The following is a 16,796-nucleotide window of genomic DNA, read 5'->3' as shown; positions in this document are numbered from 1 at the left end:
GTGGTAGTATTGGTCTTGGAAAGGGGCACGTGACATATGACTTTTTCAGTCGGCGAGACGGTTGTCTACCCGAATCATGGGGCAGCTGTTATCGAGGACATCGAGACCCGTCAGATCAAAGGTGAGGACAAGACCTATCTGGTCTTGAGGATCGTCGCTCAGAACGACCTGGTCGTCCGGGTCCCCGCGTGCAACCTCGATCTCGTCGGCGTGCGTGACGTCGTGGATCAGGCTGGTCTGGAGCGCGTCTTCGACGTGCTGCGGGCGCCGCACACGGAGGAGCCGACCAACTGGTCGCGACGTTACAAGGCGAACCTGGAGAAGCTGCACTCCGGTGACGTGATGAAGGTGGCAGAGGTCGTCCGCGACCTGTGGCGCCGTGAGCGTGACCGCGGTCTGTCGGCGGGTGAGAAGCGGATGCTGGCGAAGGCACGTCAGATCCTCGTCTCCGAGCTGGCGCTGGCCGAGCACACCAACGAGGACAAGGCGGAAGCCATCCTCGACGAGGTCCTCGCTTCCTGACCTGCTCCAGGTCAGAACCGATCCGGATCCCGTGACCGTACCGCCCTGCGTGGTCTCTCGATGAGTACCGCGGCAATCATCCCGGCGGCCGGTCTCGGGTTGCGGCTCGGTGGTGAGGCACCGAAGGCGTTACGAGAGGTCGGTGGCGAATCGCTGCTGGTCCACGCGGTGCGTGGACTGTCCGCAGCGACCGCCGCCGGCCTTTCGTGCTTCGTGATCGCCGTGCCCCCGGGCACGGAAGATGCCGTCGGCAAGCTTCTCGACCCGTACGTCGGCAGCGCCGACCTGCGGATCGTCGCCGGCGGTGCCGAGCGCACCGACTCGGTCCGGGCGGCGCTCGAGCTGGTCCCCGTGGCTGGAATCGATTGCGTCCTCGTGCACGACGCGGCCCGGTCGTTCGTCCCGGTCGCGGTGATCGAGCGGGTCGTTGCCGCCGTACTGGCCGGTGCTCCCGCGGTGGTGCCGGTGATCCCGGTGACCGACACGATCAAACGGATCGGCGCCAACGGTGAGGTGCTGGAGACTCCCGACCGGTCGGCGCTGGTCGCTGTCCAGACTCCGCAGGGCTTCGAGCCGGAGTTGTTGCGCAAGGCCCATGCCGGGACCGTTGCCGGGGCCACCGACGACGCGATGCTGTGCGAGCGGCTCGGGGTCACCGTGCAGACCGTCGAAGGGTCCGAGGACGCGTTCAAGGTGACCAGGCCGCGCGATCTGTTGCTGGCCGAGTGGATCCTGGCGGAGAGGCAGCAACAGTGAGACCACCACGGGTCGGCACCGGGATCGACGTGCACCCGGTCGTCGAAGGCCGGGAGATGTGGCTGGCCGGGCTGCACTGGCCGGAGGAGACCTCGGGGCCGGACGGACACTCCGACGGCGACGTCGCCGCGCACGCGGTCTGTGACGCTTTGTTGTCCGCGGCCCGCATCGGCGACCTCGGCTCGAACTTCGGTACGGCGGAACCGGAGTGGGCCGGAGCCTCCGGCACCACGCTGATGGCGGAAGCCGCCCGCCGGGTGCGTGCCGCCGGCTACGAGATCGGCAACGTCGCCGTCCAGGTGATCTGCAACCGCCCGCGCTTCGCCGCCCGCCGCGAAGAGGCCGAGAAGGCGATGAGCACGGCCTGCGACGCGGAGGTCTCGGTCAGTGCGACCACGACCGACGGCTTGGGCCTGACCGGCCGCGGCGAAGGAATCGCAGCCATCGCCACCGCGATCATCTACTGACTCACCGCCCAACCCGCGGCTCCCCGAGTCCGCACCACCGCACTTTGTGCACGGGCCAGTCAGGTTTTCGCCCGGAAAGTGGCTGGCCGGTGCACAAAGAGGGATCAGTTCGGGGCGGTGAGCGGGTCGCTCGGGGTGTCGAACCGCACTTCGCAGGGTGAGAGTTCGTTGCCCTGGTGCTCGGTGAGCAGGTCGTAGAGCTCAGATCGACGGCCCCGCAGCCACCGTCGGCCGGTGGAGAGCGGGACCAGGTCGAGGTCGAGATCCGCGGCCACCACCGCCTCGTCCGCGACCGGAGTCTCGGCGACGATCCGCCCGTACGGGTCGATGATCATCGCGTTGCCGGTCCGGACCTCGTCGTCGTCGCGCCCGACGCCGTTGCTGAACAGCACGAACAGCCCGTTGTCGTGAGCCCGCGCCGGTAGCCAGCGCAGCAACCAACCCCGGCCGTTCGGACCGTCGAAGGCTGTCCGGACAGCCTCAGGCGCGACGTCGCGGTTGTCCCACACCTCGAGCGGGATCGGCTTCATCCCGTCCGGACTGACCGATCGTGTCCCGCGCGTTTGGTGCGGCGCCACCAGGACCGTTGCGCCGAGCAACGTGGTGGCCCGCACGTTCTCGACCAGGTTGTTGTCCCAGCAGATCAGGATCCCGACCCGGCGTCCAGCTCGCGGGCCAGCGCAGTGACTGCCGAGACCGATGGTCCGGTCCGGGGCTCGGCCAGTTCACGGAGCCGCTCGACCAGCTGGCGGCGCAGGTGCCAGTACCCGAGCAGGCACATCTCGGGGAAGACGACGAGTTGCGCGCCGTTGTCCACAGCCTCGCCCGCCAGCCGGCGGACTGTGGACAAGTTGCTGTCCGGGCGGTCGGGAACGGCTTCGAACTGGACGACGGCGGCACGCAGCATGGGCTCTCCGCAACGGGTTTCCGCCAGGATGCCGCCGCGTCGGGCATGCCGTCCAATGATATCCACAGGGTTATCCATATCCTGTGGTTATGGAACTGCGGCTGCTCCGGACGTTCGCCACCGTGGCGCGCACCGGCAACGTGAGCGCCGCCGCCGCGGAGCTCTCGACCAGTCAGCCGGCCGTCACCAAGCAGCTGCAGCTGCTCGAACGCCGGGTGGGCGCGACCCTGTTCGTCCGCGGTCGCCAGGGCGCCCGGCTGACCGGAGCAGGGGAGGCACTGCTGCCCGACGCGCTGGACCTGCTGGCCCGGTCCGCGGCGTTCGAACGGCGGGCGGAGTCGGTCGCCGCCGGTGAGGACGGCACGCTCGCGGTCGGCTTCGGGATGTCGGCGATCGAGGTGGCCCCGCGGGCGGTGGCGGTCTTCCGCGGGCGGTATCCCAGGATCTCGGTCTCCCTCGACGACCTGCCGTCGACGGTTCAGTGCGAGCAACTCCTCGCGGGCACCCTGCAGGCGGGATTCGTCCGCCTGCCCGTGCCGGACGGGATCATGCGGCGCCGGCTTCAGCAGGACCGGCTGGCCATCGCCCTGCCGGCCGGGGCGCCGGAGCCGGCCGACGTCGCGTCCTGGCTCGACGGCCGTCCGCTGATCCGCCTCAGACCGCACCGCAGCCCCGGTCTGGACGCCCAGATCACCCGCCTGTACGACGACCTGGGCTGCCGCCCGCTGGTCCTCCAGGAGGCCGACGACCTGCTGACCGTGCTCGCCCTGGTCGCGGCCGGCGTCGGCCCGGCCGTCGTACCGGCCAGTGCGGCCAAGGTGGCGCCGGGTCCGGTGCACCTGATCCCCCTGCGCGCCAAGAGCGCCGCCTGGTGGGTCGGGGTCGCGTGGGTCGAGCGCTCAGTCCTCCTGGAACGCTTCGTCGACGCAGCGACCGCCGCACTGCGCTGACTGACACAGGCCAGCTGCGAAGCCGCGGGCGAGCCAGCTCACCGGCGGCGGCGAGTGCGGGGAAGCGGTGGGAGCTCGGGGGAGTCGAGCCAGTCGGCGAAGAGCTGGTGGACGGCATCGGGGCCGTCGGCAACCGATGCTGCCAGCGCGATGAAGTCGTCGGTGGTCACCGAGCCGTGGCGATAGGTCTTGGTCCAGGTGCGCAGCAGGTCGAAGAACGTGGTGTCGCCGAGTAGCTGGCGCAGGACGTGCAGCGTGATCGCCCCGCGCTTGTAGAGCCGGTCGTCGAACATCAGCTCCGGGCCGGGGTCCGACAGCACCAGGTCCTCGTCCAGCGACGCCAGGCGGCTGTGCGCCTTGGAAACCTGCTGCGACGCCGAGGGCCCGCCGGACTCCTCCGACCACAACCACTCGGCGTAGCAGGCGAAACCCTCGTTCAGCCAGATGTGCTGCCAGGTCGCCGGAGTCAGGCTGTTGCCGAACCACTGGTGGGCCAGTTCGTGCGCGACCAGCCGCTCCGACCCGCGCCGGCCGTCCACGTGGTTGCTGCCGAACACCGAAATGCCCTGCGCCTCCAGGGGAATCTCCAGCGCGTCGTCGGTGACGACCACCGTGTACGCCGTGAACGGGTACGGCCCGAAGAGCGCGCAGAACAGCTTCATCATGTCCGGCTGCCGGCCGAAGTCGGTCCGGAAGTCCTTGAGCAGCCCCTGCGGCAGGGCCGCGCGCTGGGTGACCGGCGACGACGCCAGCTCCAGTACGTCGTACCGGCCGATCTGGAGGGTTGCCAGGTACGTCGCCATCGGTGCGGCCTGGTCGTAGACCCAGCTGGTCCGGCTGGCTTTGGTACGGCGCGACACGAGCCGGCCGTTCGCGACCACGTGGTACGGCGAGTCGGTGGTGACGGTGATCCGGTAGTGCGCCTTGTCACCGGGGTGGTCGTTGCACGGGAACCAGGTGGCCGCGCCGCTGGGCTGGCTGGCCACGATCACGCCCTCGGTCAGCTCCTCCCAGCCGAGCTCGCCCCACGGGCTGTCGGCGGGCTTCGGGTTGCCGGCGTACTGGACGTCGACGACGAACTCCGCGCCGTCGGGGATGCCCGCGGCGGGGGTGATGTGCAGCTTGCCGGAGCGGTGCGAGTACCGGGCCGCGCGGCGGCCGTTGACGGACACCTTGCCGACCCGCAGGTTGCCGAGGTCGAGGCTGAGCCGGGACAGCGCGCGCGTCGCGACGGCGGTGATCATCGCCTTGCCGGTCAGGCGGTTGCTGCTGACCCGGTAGTCGAGGTCGAGCTCGTAGGACTCGACGGAGTAGCCGCCGTTGCCGTGCGAGGGGACGTAGGGATCACCCGCTGTGTCAGCGCCCTGCTCGGCCCGGCCCTGGGAACCGGGGACCATCAACCGTGCCAGGGTGCGATCGGGTTGCCGGCCCAGCGAGTACCGGCCGGCACGCTCTCCCCCCGCATCACCAGCGAGACCGGGCCGACGGTGGCGCCCGCACCGATCGACGCGGCCGGCAGCACGATGCCGTGCGGCCCCAGCGTCGACCCTGGGCCGAAGGTGACGGTGCTCATGGACATCACCCTGTCATGGAACAGGTGCGTCTGGAGAACGCACCCGCGATTCACCGTGGCACCGTCGCCGAGCGTGATCAGGTCGGCCTCGGGCAACCAGTACGTCTCGCACCAGACGCCCTTGCCGATCTTCGCGCCGAGCGTGCGCAGCCACAGCGCGAGCACCGGCGTACCGGCGGCGGCGTTGGCGAACCAGGGCGCCGCGACGAGCTCGACGAAGCTGTCGACCACCTCGTTGCGCCAGACGAACGAGCTCCACAACGGGTACTCGACCGCACGCGTCCTGCCGACGATGACCCACTTGGCCACGGTCGCCATCCCGCCCGCGACCGCACCGGCGGCGAGGATCACCGCGCCGGACAGCAGCAGGGTCCACCACGGCCCGAGCCAGACGTCCAACGCCTGCAGGGCGAACAGCACCCCGAGCGCGATCAGCACCGTGCACATCATCGGGACGAACCGGCACAGCTCGACCAGCGCCCGCGCCACCTTCAGCCGGTACGGCGGGTTGAAGGTCCGGCTCTGGTCGCCGCTGACGGCCTGCCGCCGCAGCTTCACCGGCGGGCTGCCGAGCCACGACGTTCCGGCCTTGGACTTCTTCGGCGCGGCCGACAGGACGGCGACCAGCCCGTTCTTCGGCACCGAACGACCAGGCGCGGTCATGCCGGAGTTGCCCAGGAACGCGCGCTTGCCGACCTTGGCGCCGGCCACGTGCAACCACCCACCACCCAGCTCGTACGACGCGATCATGGTGTCGTCGGCGAGGAACGCGCCGTCGCCGACGGTCGTCATCTTCGGCAGCAGCAGCACGGTCGACGCCTCGACGTCCCGGCCGATCTTCGCGCCGAGCGCCCGCAGCCACCACGGCGTCAGCAGGCTCGCGTACAGCGGGAACAGCAGCGTGCGCGCCGAGTCGAGCAGCCGCTCGGTCGCCCAGACCTGCCAGCCGATCCGGCTCCGTACCGGGTAGTGCCCGGCCTTGATCCCGAGGCCGAGAACCCGGACGCCGATCAGTGTCAGCAGGGCCAGCATCACGAAGCCGACCAGCGTCATCAGCGGGATCGCGGCGAGGGCCCGCAGCGCGGCCTCGCCCAACGACTCGGTCCCCTGGATGTACGTACCCAGTACGACGATCGCCGCGACCGCCGCCGCGACCGGAAGCAGCGACATCAGCGCCGACGCTGCGCCGTACGCGAGCACCCACCACGGCGCACGCGCCGGGCGTTCCTCGGGCCAGGGGCGACGAGCGCGACCGACACGACTGGCGGGCGAGCCCGACCAGCGCTCGTTCGGCGGGACCTTGCCGGACACCGCCGACCCGGCCGCGATCTCGGCGCCGCGGCCGATCTCCGCGCCGGGCAGCAACGTGCTGCGCGACCCGATCACGGCCTCCGCACCGACGTGCACCGCGCCGACGTGCAGCCGGTCGCCGTCGATCCAGTAGCCGGACAGGTCGACCTCGGGCTCGATCGACGCGCCGCGACCCATCGTCAGCAGGCCGGTCACCGGCGGCAGCGTGTGCAGGTCGACGCCGCGGCCGACCTTCGCGCCGAGCGCGCGGGCGTAGTACGCGATCCAGGGCGCGCCGGCCAGGTTCGCGGCGCCGGCCGCGTCGGCCAGGTTCTCCGCGGCCCAGAGCCGGACGTGCACGGTGCCGCCGCGCGGGTAGACACCGGGTTTCAGGCCGCGCAGCAGGATCCGCGCGCCGACGACGGCGATCCCCATCCGCCCGGCCGGGGTGATCAGCAGCAGCCAGCCGACGAGGATCCACCACCACGACACCGTGCGCATCCAGGGGTGGACGCCGGCGGTCAGCGCGAGCACGTTGTTCAGCGTGAACAGGTAGACCAGCCAGCGCGCGCCGACCACCGTCTGCAGGATCAGCGTCAACGCGGTCTGCAGGAGTTGCGTGCCGGGTGGCGTGGGCCGGATCTCGCGGATCTCGACCGGCTCGTACGTCGCGGTCGAGGAGTCCAGCCGGTCGGCGAGTGCACCGAGCCGTGGGTACTCGTAGATGTCGCCGACGGTGATCTCGGCGTACCGCTCACGCAGCGCGGAGACGAGCTGGGCCGCGGCGAGGCTGCCGCCGCCGTGCAGGAAGAAGTCGTTGTCGGGGCCGGTGACCTTGGCGCCGAGCACCGCGGTCCAGCGCTCGGCCAGCCAGCCCGCCGTACCGTCGAGGTCGGCGGCCGGGCCGTCGCTGTCCATGCCAGGCAGGGGCCAGGGCAGCGCGTTGCGGTCGACCTTGCCCGACGTACGGGTCGGGAGGGTGTCGGTGACCGCGATGAGCGGAACGAGTGCGGCCGGGAGGGCTTCGCGGAGACGTTCCGTAGCGGCCTTCTGGTCGAAGGACTCCTCGGCGACCACGTAGCCGACCAGGAGTTGGTTGCCTCCGGCACTCGTCCGTACGGCGGCCGCCGCACCCGAGACGCCGGGCAGTGCCTGCAGCGCGGCGTCCACCTCGCCGAGCTCGATCCGCCGGCCGCCGAGCTTGACCTGCTCGTCGGCGCGCCCCTGGAACAGCAGCCCGGCCTCGTCCCTGCGGACCAGGTCGCCGCTGCGGTACGCGCGCTCCCAGCCCAGCGACGGCATCGGCGCGAACTTCTCCGCGTCCTTGGCCGGGTCGAGGTAGCGGGCCAGCCCGACACCGCCGATGATCAACTCACCGATCTCACCCTCGGCGACTTCATTGCCCTGGGCATCGACTACCGCGAGGTCCCAGCCGTCCAGCGGCAGGCCGATCCGGACCGGACCCTCGCCGGTCAGCTGCGCACCGCACGCGACGACGGTCGCCTCGGTCGGGCCGTAGGTGTTCCACACCTCGCGACCGTCGATCGCGAGCCGTTCGGCCAGCTCGGGCGGGCAGGCCTCACCGCCGAAGATCAGCAGCCGTACGGCGTCGAGCGCGTCGGCGGGCCAGAGCGCGGCGAGCGTCGGGACGGTCGAGACGACGGTGATGCCCTGGGCAACGAGCCACGGGCCGAGATCCATGCCGCTGCGGACGAGCGACCGCGGCGCGGGCACCAGGCACGCGCCGTACCGCCAGGCGAGCCACATCTCCTCGCAGGACGCGTCGAACGCGACCGACAGCCCGGCCAGCACGCGGTCGTCGGAGCCGATCGGCTCCTGCTGCAGGAACATCCGGGCCTCGGCGTCGACGAACGCGGCCGCCGACCGGTGCGTGACGGCGACACCCTTCGGTACGCCGGTCGACCCGGAGGTGAAGATGATCCACGCGTCGTCGTCGGGGGTCGGACCATCAGTCGTCGGTGCTGACCCACCAACGACCTCACCCGGCTGGTCCATCCGGGCCGAGTAGGGGAAGTCGTAGTAGCCGTCCTCGTCCGGTCCGCCCTGACGAGTGCTGGTGATCTCCAAACCGTCAATGACGACGGCGGCGACCGACGCTTCGCCGAAGACCAGTTCGGCGCGCTCCTCAGGATCGTCCGCATCGACCGGCACGTACGCCGCACCGGCCTGCAGCGTGCCGAGGACGGCGACGTACAGGTCGTTGTGACCGGACGAGATCCGGACGCCGACCCGGTCGCCCGGCCCGATCCCGAGCGCGGTCAGCCGGCCGGCGAACCGGCCCACCTGGGTGAGCAGTTCGCGGTAGCTGAGACTGACGTGCGAGTCGTCGAGCGCGGGATCGTCGGGGTACCGGCCCGCGGTCTCGTGCAGGATGTCCACCAGGGTGCGCTCGGGTGGCGCACTGTCCCCCCGTCGCAACGTCACGGCCGGATGATACTGCGATCCCTTGAACTGCAGGCGAACACGACATCACTCAAGATGGTCACAGCGAGCGCTGCGGGACCGGTGCCGCGTCAGTCGTCGTCCACTGCGGTCAGGTCGGCCGGGGTCAGCGTGGCCGACTCCAGCAGTTCGGTGAACAGGTTGTGGTTGAGCGTGTTGCCGACCGGCTCCCCGACCTCCTCCCTGGTCAGGCCCTTCACCGCGCCGCGGTGCAGCCGCAGACGGACGCGTTCGACCAGGCGGGCGACCGTCCGCTCGTTCCACTCCGCGTTCTCCTGCAGCTCGTTGAGCCGCCCGGCGGCGACCCGCCAGGCCACCGGCTGCGCGGCCGGCTCCTGCAACAGGTAGCGCTCGCCAACGACCGTCAGCACGAGCCTCTCCTCGGCGGACAGCGTCCACTTCTTCCGCGGGATGGTCGGCGCCTCGTGCCGCGGCTTCGGCCCGGTGCCGGCCTCGCTGACGACGTACACCTCGAGCAGGTGCTCGCGATCGCCCGAGCCAGGCACGAACAACTGGGTGTAGCCCGCGGCCAGCGGGTAGGGCTCGTCGCCCGCGAACAGCTTCTCCCGGCGGACCCGGAGCGGGGCGCCCGCGGTGGTCACCCACCACTGCGTGCCCTGGTAGGCGATCTCGCCGTGCCGGCGGCTGACCTGCTGGTCGTCGCCGCCGATGCACACGTTCACCTCCCGCGCGTTCCGTCCGAAGACGATCGCCCGGCCGGGCCCGGCCGCGAGCTGGATCCCGCCGTGCACGGTGAGGACGAAGATCGTGCCCGGTCGCGCGTTCGGTACGCCGTACTCGAGCGTGCGCTGCTCGGGCGGGAGCGGGTGGCCGAGGGCCTTCATGTCAGATCTCCGGGAGCTTGGCGGCCGTCGTACGGGCGAGCAGAGTGGTCAGCCGGCACAGCTCGGTGGTCGAGGCGGACCCGGCGACGATCACCTGGACCAGCTCGACGGCGGGGTCGCCGCTGTCCCGCGCGTACGGGCGGTGGGTGATCAGCGCCTGGCACATGCCGGGACCGTCGGCCTCCGGCTCGACCGCCGTCACGCGGCCGGACAGCGTCAGCAGCTGGCCGTCCTCCGCGGTGAGCCGCTGGTCGCGGTCGAAGCGGATGACGGCCGAGAGCTGGTTGGTGGTGCTCTCCCACTCGCACCCCCAGCCGCCGAAGGAGCGGACCGGGTGGTTGGCGTCGATCCCGGGCAGCTTGGCCAGGGTGGCGGCGTCCAGCAACGTGCAGCTGTCCACCAGTCCCAGCGAGTTGGCTGGGAAGGGCTCAGCGCGGCGGGGGACCGGTCCGGCGGTCAGCCGCGCCACCGCGGTGGTGGTGACCGTCTCGGCGATACCGCACAGGTCCATCGGAGTGCTGTCGCCGGTGTCCTGGGCGACGACGTCGACGCGGTGCCGGTCGCTGAGTACGAGGGTCCGCTCGCAGTCCTCGCCCTTGGCGGGCGTCGGTGGCCGGGCGATGAGCAGCACGTTGCCGGTCCGCCGTTCCAGCTTGCCGGGCGGATCCAGGTCGGGGTGCGGCGGGTTGTCGAACTCCACCCGGACATCACTCAGCTGGGCGCCGGTCCCGGTGATCTCCACGTCGCAGCGGGGGAAGCTGCCGTAGTCGCGGATCAGCTCGGTCTCGCCGTACCGGGTCAGTGGTTCGGCGTCGATCAGCGCGCACGGGTCAGCGGTGACCGGGTCGCCGATCGGTCCTGCGGCCGGGCTCGTCCTGGTGGCGCTGGGCTCGGAGCTGGTGCTCTGAGGTTGCGAGGCGTCGTCGGTCGAGCCGGTGAGCTTGACGATGGCAGTGGCGGCCAGGGCGATGGCGAGCACTCCTGCTGCGGCCAGCGTCCACTTCTGGCGGTACCACGGATGGGCTGCTGCCGGGCCGGCGATGGAGGCACTCCCGGTCAGCTCGTCGACGGCTTGCGCGGCGGTGGGCCGAACCGTCGGGTCCTCCCGCAGCAGCCGGTTGATCAGCGAGGTGAGCTCGCCGCCGTGCTCCAGCGGCGTGATCTCCGCCTGGGCCGCCTTGGCCACGGTCGCCCACAGGTTCGCGTCCTCGCCGTACGGCGACCTGCCATCGAGCGCCATGTAGAGGGTCGCGCCGAAGGAGAACATGTCCGACGCAGTGGTCGGCTGGACTCCGTTGGCGACCTCGGGGGCCAGCGCGTCCGGCGTACCGCCGGGGGAGCCGTTCGGCAGCGTCGGCGCATCCCAGACCTGCCGGCGGGAGACGCCGAAGTCGGTCAGCTTCGCCGTACCGTCTCCGGTGACCAGGATGTTGGCGGGCTTGACGTCTCCGTGCACGATCCCGGCCGCGTGGACGGCCTGCAGACCCCGGGCGATCTGTCCGCCGATCGCTGCCACCCGCTCGACCGGCAACGGCCCGCCGGTGTCGATCAGGGCGGCCAGGCTGACGGACTCGACGTACGACATGACGATCCAGAAGCCGTGGTCCCGGACGACGTTCTGCACGGCCACCACGTTCGGGTGCTCGACCCGGGCACCGATCCGGGCCTCCTCCTCGAGCAGGCTGCCGTCGGTGTCGCCGGCCTCGGGCCGCGCCTGCTTCAGCGCGACGACCTTGTCCAGCGCGAGGTCCTCGGCCTTCCAGACCGACCCCATCCCCCCTTGGCCGATCCGTTCGATCAGCCGGTACCTGTCCGCTACCAGCCCCCCGGGCTCAGCGGAGCCGTCGTCCATGGAGACTCATTTCACGAGGTTCGCCGGGGCGGCGAAGGTGTTGCAGGCCTTGGTCTCGCCGATGTTGTAGCCGTTCATGATCCAGAAGCCCTGCGTGCTGGCCAGACCGTGCGTCCGCTCCTCCGGCGGCGTGTCCTCGGACTCGCCGAAGCTGTGGCCGGCCTGGAACTCGAACTCCTTCATCCGGTTGGTGAAGGGGTAGCTCTTCTCCACCGCGCGGCTGAACACACCGCCCAGGCAGGAGGCCTGCACCTCGTTGCGGCGGGAGCTCTCGAGCTTCTGCTCCGGGTGGTCCTGCAGGTAGTAGGCCCGGGCGTAGAACAGCTCGGTGACGCCCTGGACGTGGTGGCCGTACTCGTGCGCGATCGTCATCAGGTAGGCCAGGTCCTCCTTCGGGCCGAACGCCTTGTTCATCTGCTGCACGTCGGTGTACATCACCTGGTTGCCGTAGCAGTAGAACGCGAGCACCCGGCCGGACAGCGGCTTGAACGTCCCGCACGCGGTGGTGACCGGCTTGTCGAACACGACCAGGCCCGGGTCCGGCTTGTTCACGCCGATCTTGCTCAGCGCCGGGCGCCAGGCGTCGTTCAGGCACTTGAACAGCTTCTCGTAGTAGACCTTCTGCGCCGCCAGGCTGCCGTCGCCGAGCTTCTGGGCCGGGCAGTTCAGCTCACCGAGGCCACCGGCGCCGTAGAGCGCGCTGTTGACCAGGTAGTCCTCGGCGGTGCCCTTGTCCGGCTTGGTGGTCGCGGTCGGGACGATCGACGGGCCGCTGTTCTCGGGGATCGCCGTGCTGTCGGAGCTGTCGGTCAGGACTCCGCCGACCACCGCCAGGGTGATGCCGACGAAGGCCAGCGCGAAGACGCCGAGCAGGATGAACTTGGCCGCACCGGAGCTCCGGCGCCGCGGGGGCGGCTGGAAGCCGTTGAAGTGGTTCGGGGCGCCGTACTGCTGCCACTGGCCGGGCTGCTGCTGGTACTGCGGCCCGGGCCGCTGTCCGTACTGCTGGAACTGGCCCGGCTGCTGGTACTGGCCCTGCTGGGGGTACGGCTGCTGCCCGTACTGCTGCGGGGCGTTCTGCTGGGCGTACTGCTGGGGCGGCGGCCACTGGCCCGGCTGCGGCGGAGGCAGCACGCCGGGCGGCGGCGCCGGCGGGCGATAGGCCTGCGGGCGGTCCTGGGGTCGGTTGTAGTCGTACGGGTTGCTCACTGGTCGCAGGACCCCTTCTGAAGCCGGTGGCAGGTCGTGACGGGTTCGCAGGGCGAACCGGCACGAGACTACTCTCACCCCATGTCACTGAAGCGCCGCCTCCTACCGGCTGCCCTGCTCGTCACCCTGTCGGTCCCGATCGTTGCCCTGGGCGCCGTGCCGGCCCAGGCCGCCGACGACAAGATCACGGCGTACGCCGCCGAGGCGACGCTGACCGGTGACGGCGTGCTCAAGGTCAAGGAGACCGTCGACGTCGCGGCCGGTGGCGACACCTTTGTTCGCACGCTGGCGACGCGGGTCCGGTCCAACGCCGACGACGACCGGGTCTACGAGATCAGCAACGTGTCGGCCACCGTGAACGGCCGGCCCGCCGGTGGGTTCAGCGACACCGAGATCGACAACGGCCGGCAGCTGTCGGTGCAGACGTCCGGGCAGTCGAAGATCGTCTACAGCTACGAGGTCGACAACGTCGTGGCCGACTCGACCGAGGGCCGCGAGGTGAGCTGGCCGGTGCTCCAGGGCTTCGGGTCGGCGATCCCGAAGGCGAACGTGACGGTCAACGTCCCGTTCTCCACCTGGCTGACCTGCTTCGCCGGCCGCACCGGCTCGAGCATGCCTTGTACGTCGTTCCAGCTGGGCGAGTCGGCCGAGATCGTGATCGAGCAGCTCCAGGTGCCCGCCGGTGGCCGGGTCACCTTCCTGACCGGGCTGAGCGGCCAGGCGACGGTCCAGCCGAACGCGGAGTTCAAGACCCGCTGGTCGCTGCACCACGCCTTCACCGCCGACTCCTCGACGATCGGTCTCAGTGCTCTGCTGCTCGGGCTCGGCGTACTGGCCGCGGCCGCGTTGTGGTTCTTCAAGGGACGTGACGCCGGCAAGACCGGTGAGGGCGCGCCCGAGCGCCCGGTGCTGGACGGGACCGACGGGCCGCAGTTCGCCGCGCCGGACGGAATCCGGCCCGGCCAGGTCGGCACCGTGGTCGACGAGTCGGCCGACGTCGTCGACATCACCGCGACGCTGCTGGACCTTGCCGTCCGCAACTACCTGACCATCGTCGAGCTGCCGCGCGAGACGCAGTTCGGCCGGCACGACTGGCAGCTGGTCCGGCTCAACGAGGGCGGGCCCGAGCTGCTGCCGTACGAGAAGGCCCTGCTCGACGCGGTCTTCGCCGACGGCGAGACCGTGCAGGTGTCGACGCTCGGCTCGGCACTGCGGCCCCGGCTCAACCTGGTGCGCGAGCAGCTGTACGCCGACGTCGTCACGCAGGGCTGGTTCGCCAGCCGGCCGGACGCCGTACGGAACCGGTGGACCACGGCCGGACTGGTGCTGGTCGGTGCCGGTGTGGTGCTGACGATCGTGCTGGCCGTCGTCACCAAGTTCGGACTGGTCGGGCTGGCCGTGATCCTGGCCGGTGTGGCGCTGTCGCTGGCCGGACAGGTCGCCCCTGCTCGTACGGCGCGCGGTGCCGCCGTACTGGGTCGCGTGGGTGGCCTGCAGCGGTACCTGACCGACGAGACCTCGGCGAGTCTGCCGCAGAGCCACCGGCTCGAGTTCGCGTCCCGCTGCCTGCCGTACGCCGCAGTGCTCGGGCTGACCGAGAAGTGGGCGCTGGAGATCGCCGCGACCGATGACGACGACGACCCCGACGCAGGCATCGGCTGGTACTCCGGTCCGGAGAACTGGCACCTGTCCGACATCGGGGAGTCGCTCACGAGCTTCGTCACGACGTTCGGTGGGACACTGACCGCGGCCCGTCGCCTGTTCTGATGTAGCGAAGCCCCGGGATCCCTTGCTGGCAAGGGATCCCGGGGCTTCGTCGTACTGTCAGCTGGTGTACTGCGGGTTGGTGCTGAAGGTGTTGCAGTAGATCGGGTTCTTGAACGTGAACCCTCGGGTCGACCAGCGGTTGTGGTTGACCTTCGAGCCGTGGTCGCGCACCTTCGGCTTGCTGAACTCGTCACCGGCGTTCGCGACCGCGAACTTCCAGTTGTTCAGCAGGTCGCCGCGCATCGGGATGAAGGCCGCGTTCGCCCCCAGGTACGCCGAGCCGAAGCAGGCCGCCTGGAGCTCGCGCCGCCGCGACTCCAGCAGCTTCAGGTTCGGGTCGGCCATCGTCGCCTGCCGGTCGAAGCTGGCCCGGAAGATGCCGGTCAGCTGCTGGATGTGGTGGCCGTACTCGTGCGCGATCGTGTTCAGCATCCACGCCCGGGTGTAGGTCGGGTTGATCTTGTAGTTGTTGTAGTCGACGTTGAACGGCATGTAGATCGCCTCGTTCGCGCCGCAGTAGTAGCCGCGGGTGCCGCGCTCGGTGCCGCACGGCGTCTTCACCGTGTTGGCGTAGACGATCAGGTGCGGCGCGCGGAACGGCTGGCCGGCCTTCTTCAGCGCGAGGTACCAGGTGCGGTTCAGGCACGGCAGGATGCGCTGGTAGTAGGCCTTGGTCGCCGCGAACGTGGTTGGCCGGTACGCCGGCTCGACACACTTGGTCGGCTGCAGGGCGCCGGCCGCGTAGATCTTGTTCTTCGCCACCACCTCGTACGCCGTCGGCACGCGCGGCTTGGGCTTCGGCTTCGGCGTCGGCTTCGGGGTGGGAGTCGGCGTCGGCGTCGGGCTCGGGGTCTCGGACGGCGTCTCCGACGGGGTCTCCGAAGGCGTGTCCGCGGCGACCGGGGTCGTCGGGGTGTCGTCACCGGTCAGCTTCAGCGCCACGGTCACGCCGGAGCCGACCACGAGCACGGCCAGCGCCACGAGCATGATCAACAGCCCCTTGGACAGCTGCCGCGGCTTGCGACGCCGGCCCGGGCCCGGAGGCTTCGGAATCGGAATCGGCGGGTACTGCCAGGTCGGCTGCCCCCCTTGAGGCCCGTTCGGCCCACCCTGCTGCCAGCCCCCACCGGTCGCCGCTGCGGACCAGGGGTTCTGAGGCTGCTGGGGGCCGGTATTGGGCCCAGGCCACCCACCAACAGGCGGAGGCTGCACGGGCCCGGTCGAACTGCTGGGCCAAGACCCGGTGAACCCACCGGCACCTTCAGCCGAACCACCAGCAGAAGACGCCCCGCCGCCGGTTCCGGCCGCATGCGCACCGCCGGTCGTGCCAGCCTCGTGCGCACCGCCGGTGGTGCCGGCCGCGTGCGCACCGCCGGTCGCTCCGGCGCCTGAGTCGTCCCGTCGTCCCCAGCCACCGTTGGCCGCGGACGGACCGTCGGCGCCGCTGGTGCCCGGAGCGGTCCCCTGGTTCCAGCCGGTGCTGGGCGAAGCTGAGCCGTCGCTCGCGCCGCCGGTCGGGGGCACGCTGCCTCCGGCTCCGTGGGCGCCGCCGGTTGCACCGGCGCCTGAGTCGTCCCGCCGTCCCCACCCACCGCTTGCCGCAGACGGGCTGTCGGGCGGCCCACCGGTTGAGGGCACGGCTCCGGTGGTGCCTGGGGCGAAGCCCTGGCTCCAGCTGTTGCCGGTGCCGGTCGCGGGGGCGTCCTGGGGGTTGTTCTGGGGTGTGCCGGTGTGGGAGCGGTAGCCGCTGGTGTTGCCGGGGCGGGGTGCGCTGGGCGGCGGGGCCGCGTGCTGACCGCGTGCGGGCTGGGTCGGCTGCCCGGACTGCGGCAGGTTCCAGCCGGGGTTGCCGGGCTGGCCGCCGGTGGGCGGCGGAACCGGCTGACCACCCGGCTGCCCGGTGGCACCGTGCTGGGAGCCCGTGCCGGACTGCCCGCCGGGCTGGGAACCCTCGGCGGGCTGGCTACCACCAGTCGGCTGTACGCCGGCCTGGTTCGCGCCGCCCGGCCGTGCGCCGGACTGGCTCGCCGGACCTGACTGACCACCCGGCTGACCGCCGGCACCGGGCTGACCACCCGGCTGTGCGCCAGGCTGGTTCGCCGCACCCGGCTGACCACCGGGCTGGTTTGCACCGCCCGGCTGACCGCCGGCGCCCGGCTGGCCACCAGCGCCCGGTTGACCGCCGGGCTGCTCGT

General features: G+C 71.1%; 14 protein-coding genes. 6 read left to right on the top strand and 8 right to left on the bottom strand.

Going from position 1 to position 16,796, the window contains the following annotated elements:
* Positions 1 to 36 precede the first annotated feature (36 nt).
* From ACLQ2O_RS19415 to ispF, 3 genes are read left to right on the top strand one after another with little or no spacing between them, the layout of a single operon-like run.
* Entirely contained in the window at positions 37 to 522 is a 486-nt protein-coding gene (locus ACLQ2O_RS19415) for a CarD family transcriptional regulator (protein WP_112244668.1), read from the top strand.
* 60 nt (positions 523 to 582) lie between these two features.
* Positions 583 to 1,278, top strand: a complete 696-nt coding sequence (gene ispD, locus ACLQ2O_RS19410) for a 2-C-methyl-D-erythritol 4-phosphate cytidylyltransferase (protein ID WP_425833245.1) — start codon at positions 583 to 585, stop codon at positions 1,276 to 1,278.
* On the top strand, positions 1,275 to 1,745 hold the full coding sequence (gene ispF / locus ACLQ2O_RS19405) for a 2-C-methyl-D-erythritol 2,4-cyclodiphosphate synthase (RefSeq protein ID WP_425833243.1): 471 nt from the start codon (positions 1,275 to 1,277) through the stop codon (positions 1,743 to 1,745). Before ispD ends, ispF begins: the two co-directional genes overlap by 4 nt.
* Before the next feature lie 104 nt (positions 1,746 to 1,849).
* Here the strand turns inward: ispF and ACLQ2O_RS19400 are convergent, their stop codons facing one another.
* Positions 1,850 to 2,359 carry a nitrilase-related carbon-nitrogen hydrolase gene (locus tag ACLQ2O_RS19400; protein ID WP_425833241.1) on the bottom strand — a complete coding sequence of 170 codons (510 nt, stop codon included), beginning with the start codon at positions 2,357 to 2,359 and terminating at the stop codon, positions 1,850 to 1,852.
* A 29-nt stretch (positions 2,360 to 2,388) separates the two neighbouring features.
* Positions 2,389 to 2,652, bottom strand: coding sequence for a nitrilase-related carbon-nitrogen hydrolase (locus tag ACLQ2O_RS19395; RefSeq protein WP_425833239.1), 264 nt, complete (start codon positions 2,650 to 2,652; stop codon positions 2,389 to 2,391).
* An 89-nt stretch (positions 2,653 to 2,741) separates the two neighbouring features.
* On the opposite strand from ACLQ2O_RS19395, the gene ACLQ2O_RS19390 reads away from it, so the two are divergent.
* Positions 2,742 to 3,602 (top strand): LysR family transcriptional regulator, encoded by an 861-nt coding sequence (locus tag ACLQ2O_RS19390; protein ID WP_425833237.1) that lies wholly within the window; start codon positions 2,742 to 2,744, stop codon positions 3,600 to 3,602.
* A 38-nt stretch (positions 3,603 to 3,640) separates the two neighbouring features.
* On the opposite strand, the gene ACLQ2O_RS19385 is transcribed toward ACLQ2O_RS19390, so the two are convergent.
* The 5 genes from ACLQ2O_RS19385 to ACLQ2O_RS19365 form a co-directional block, all read right to left on the bottom strand.
* The gene (locus ACLQ2O_RS19385) at positions 3,641 to 4,999 is read right to left on the bottom strand and encodes a M1 family metallopeptidase (RefSeq protein ID WP_425834009.1); all 1,359 of its coding nucleotides are present in this window, start codon (positions 4,997 to 4,999) and stop codon (positions 3,641 to 3,643) included.
* Positions 4,999 to 8,910: a Pls/PosA family non-ribosomal peptide synthetase gene (locus ACLQ2O_RS19380; RefSeq protein WP_425833235.1), complete on the bottom strand. Its 3,912-nt coding sequence runs from the start codon at positions 8,908 to 8,910 to the stop codon at positions 4,999 to 5,001. Before ACLQ2O_RS19380 ends, ACLQ2O_RS19385 begins: the two co-directional genes overlap by 1 nt.
* An 89-nt stretch (positions 8,911 to 8,999) precedes the next feature.
* Positions 9,000 to 9,773: an FHA domain-containing protein gene (locus tag ACLQ2O_RS19375; RefSeq protein ID WP_425833233.1), complete on the bottom strand. Its 774-nt coding sequence runs from the start codon at positions 9,771 to 9,773 to the stop codon at positions 9,000 to 9,002.
* 1 nt (position 9,774) lies between these two features.
* On the bottom strand, positions 9,775 to 11,625 hold the full coding sequence (locus tag ACLQ2O_RS19370; RefSeq protein ID WP_425833231.1) for a protein kinase domain-containing protein: 1,851 nt from the start codon (positions 11,623 to 11,625) through the stop codon (positions 9,775 to 9,777).
* Positions 11,626 to 11,631: 6 nt separating this feature from the next.
* Positions 11,632 to 12,834 carry a neutral zinc metallopeptidase gene (locus tag ACLQ2O_RS19365; protein ID WP_425833229.1) on the bottom strand — a complete coding sequence of 401 codons (1,203 nt, stop codon included), beginning with the start codon at positions 12,832 to 12,834 and terminating at the stop codon, positions 11,632 to 11,634.
* An 81-nt stretch (positions 12,835 to 12,915) separates the two neighbouring features.
* Here ACLQ2O_RS19365 and ACLQ2O_RS19360 point away from each other — a divergent pair, with 81 nt between their 5' ends.
* Complete coding sequence (locus ACLQ2O_RS19360; RefSeq protein WP_425833227.1) at positions 12,916 to 14,601, top strand: DUF2207 domain-containing protein; 1,686 nt, start codon at positions 12,916 to 12,918, stop codon at positions 14,599 to 14,601.
* A 57-nt stretch (positions 14,602 to 14,658) separates the two neighbouring features.
* Here ACLQ2O_RS19360 and ACLQ2O_RS19355 read toward each other — a convergent pair whose 3' ends face one another.
* Complete coding sequence (locus ACLQ2O_RS19355; protein ID WP_425833225.1) at positions 14,659 to 15,588, bottom strand: neutral zinc metallopeptidase; 930 nt, start codon at positions 15,586 to 15,588, stop codon at positions 14,659 to 14,661.
* 801 nt (positions 15,589 to 16,389) lie between these two features.
* On the opposite strand from ACLQ2O_RS19355, the gene ACLQ2O_RS19350 reads away from it, so the two are divergent.
* On the top strand, positions 16,390 to 16,638 hold the full coding sequence (locus ACLQ2O_RS19350) for a hypothetical protein (RefSeq protein ID WP_425833223.1): 249 nt from the start codon (positions 16,390 to 16,392) through the stop codon (positions 16,636 to 16,638).
* The last annotated feature ends 158 nt before the right edge of the window (positions 16,639 to 16,796 follow it).

It is taken from the genome of Kribbella sp. DT2 (genome assembly GCF_049844575.1).
GTDB lineage: Bacteria > Actinomycetota > Actinomycetes > Propionibacteriales > Kribbellaceae > Kribbella.
The sequence above is the reverse complement of the archived record's forward strand: the minus strand, read 5'-3'. Positions and strand labels throughout refer to the sequence as shown.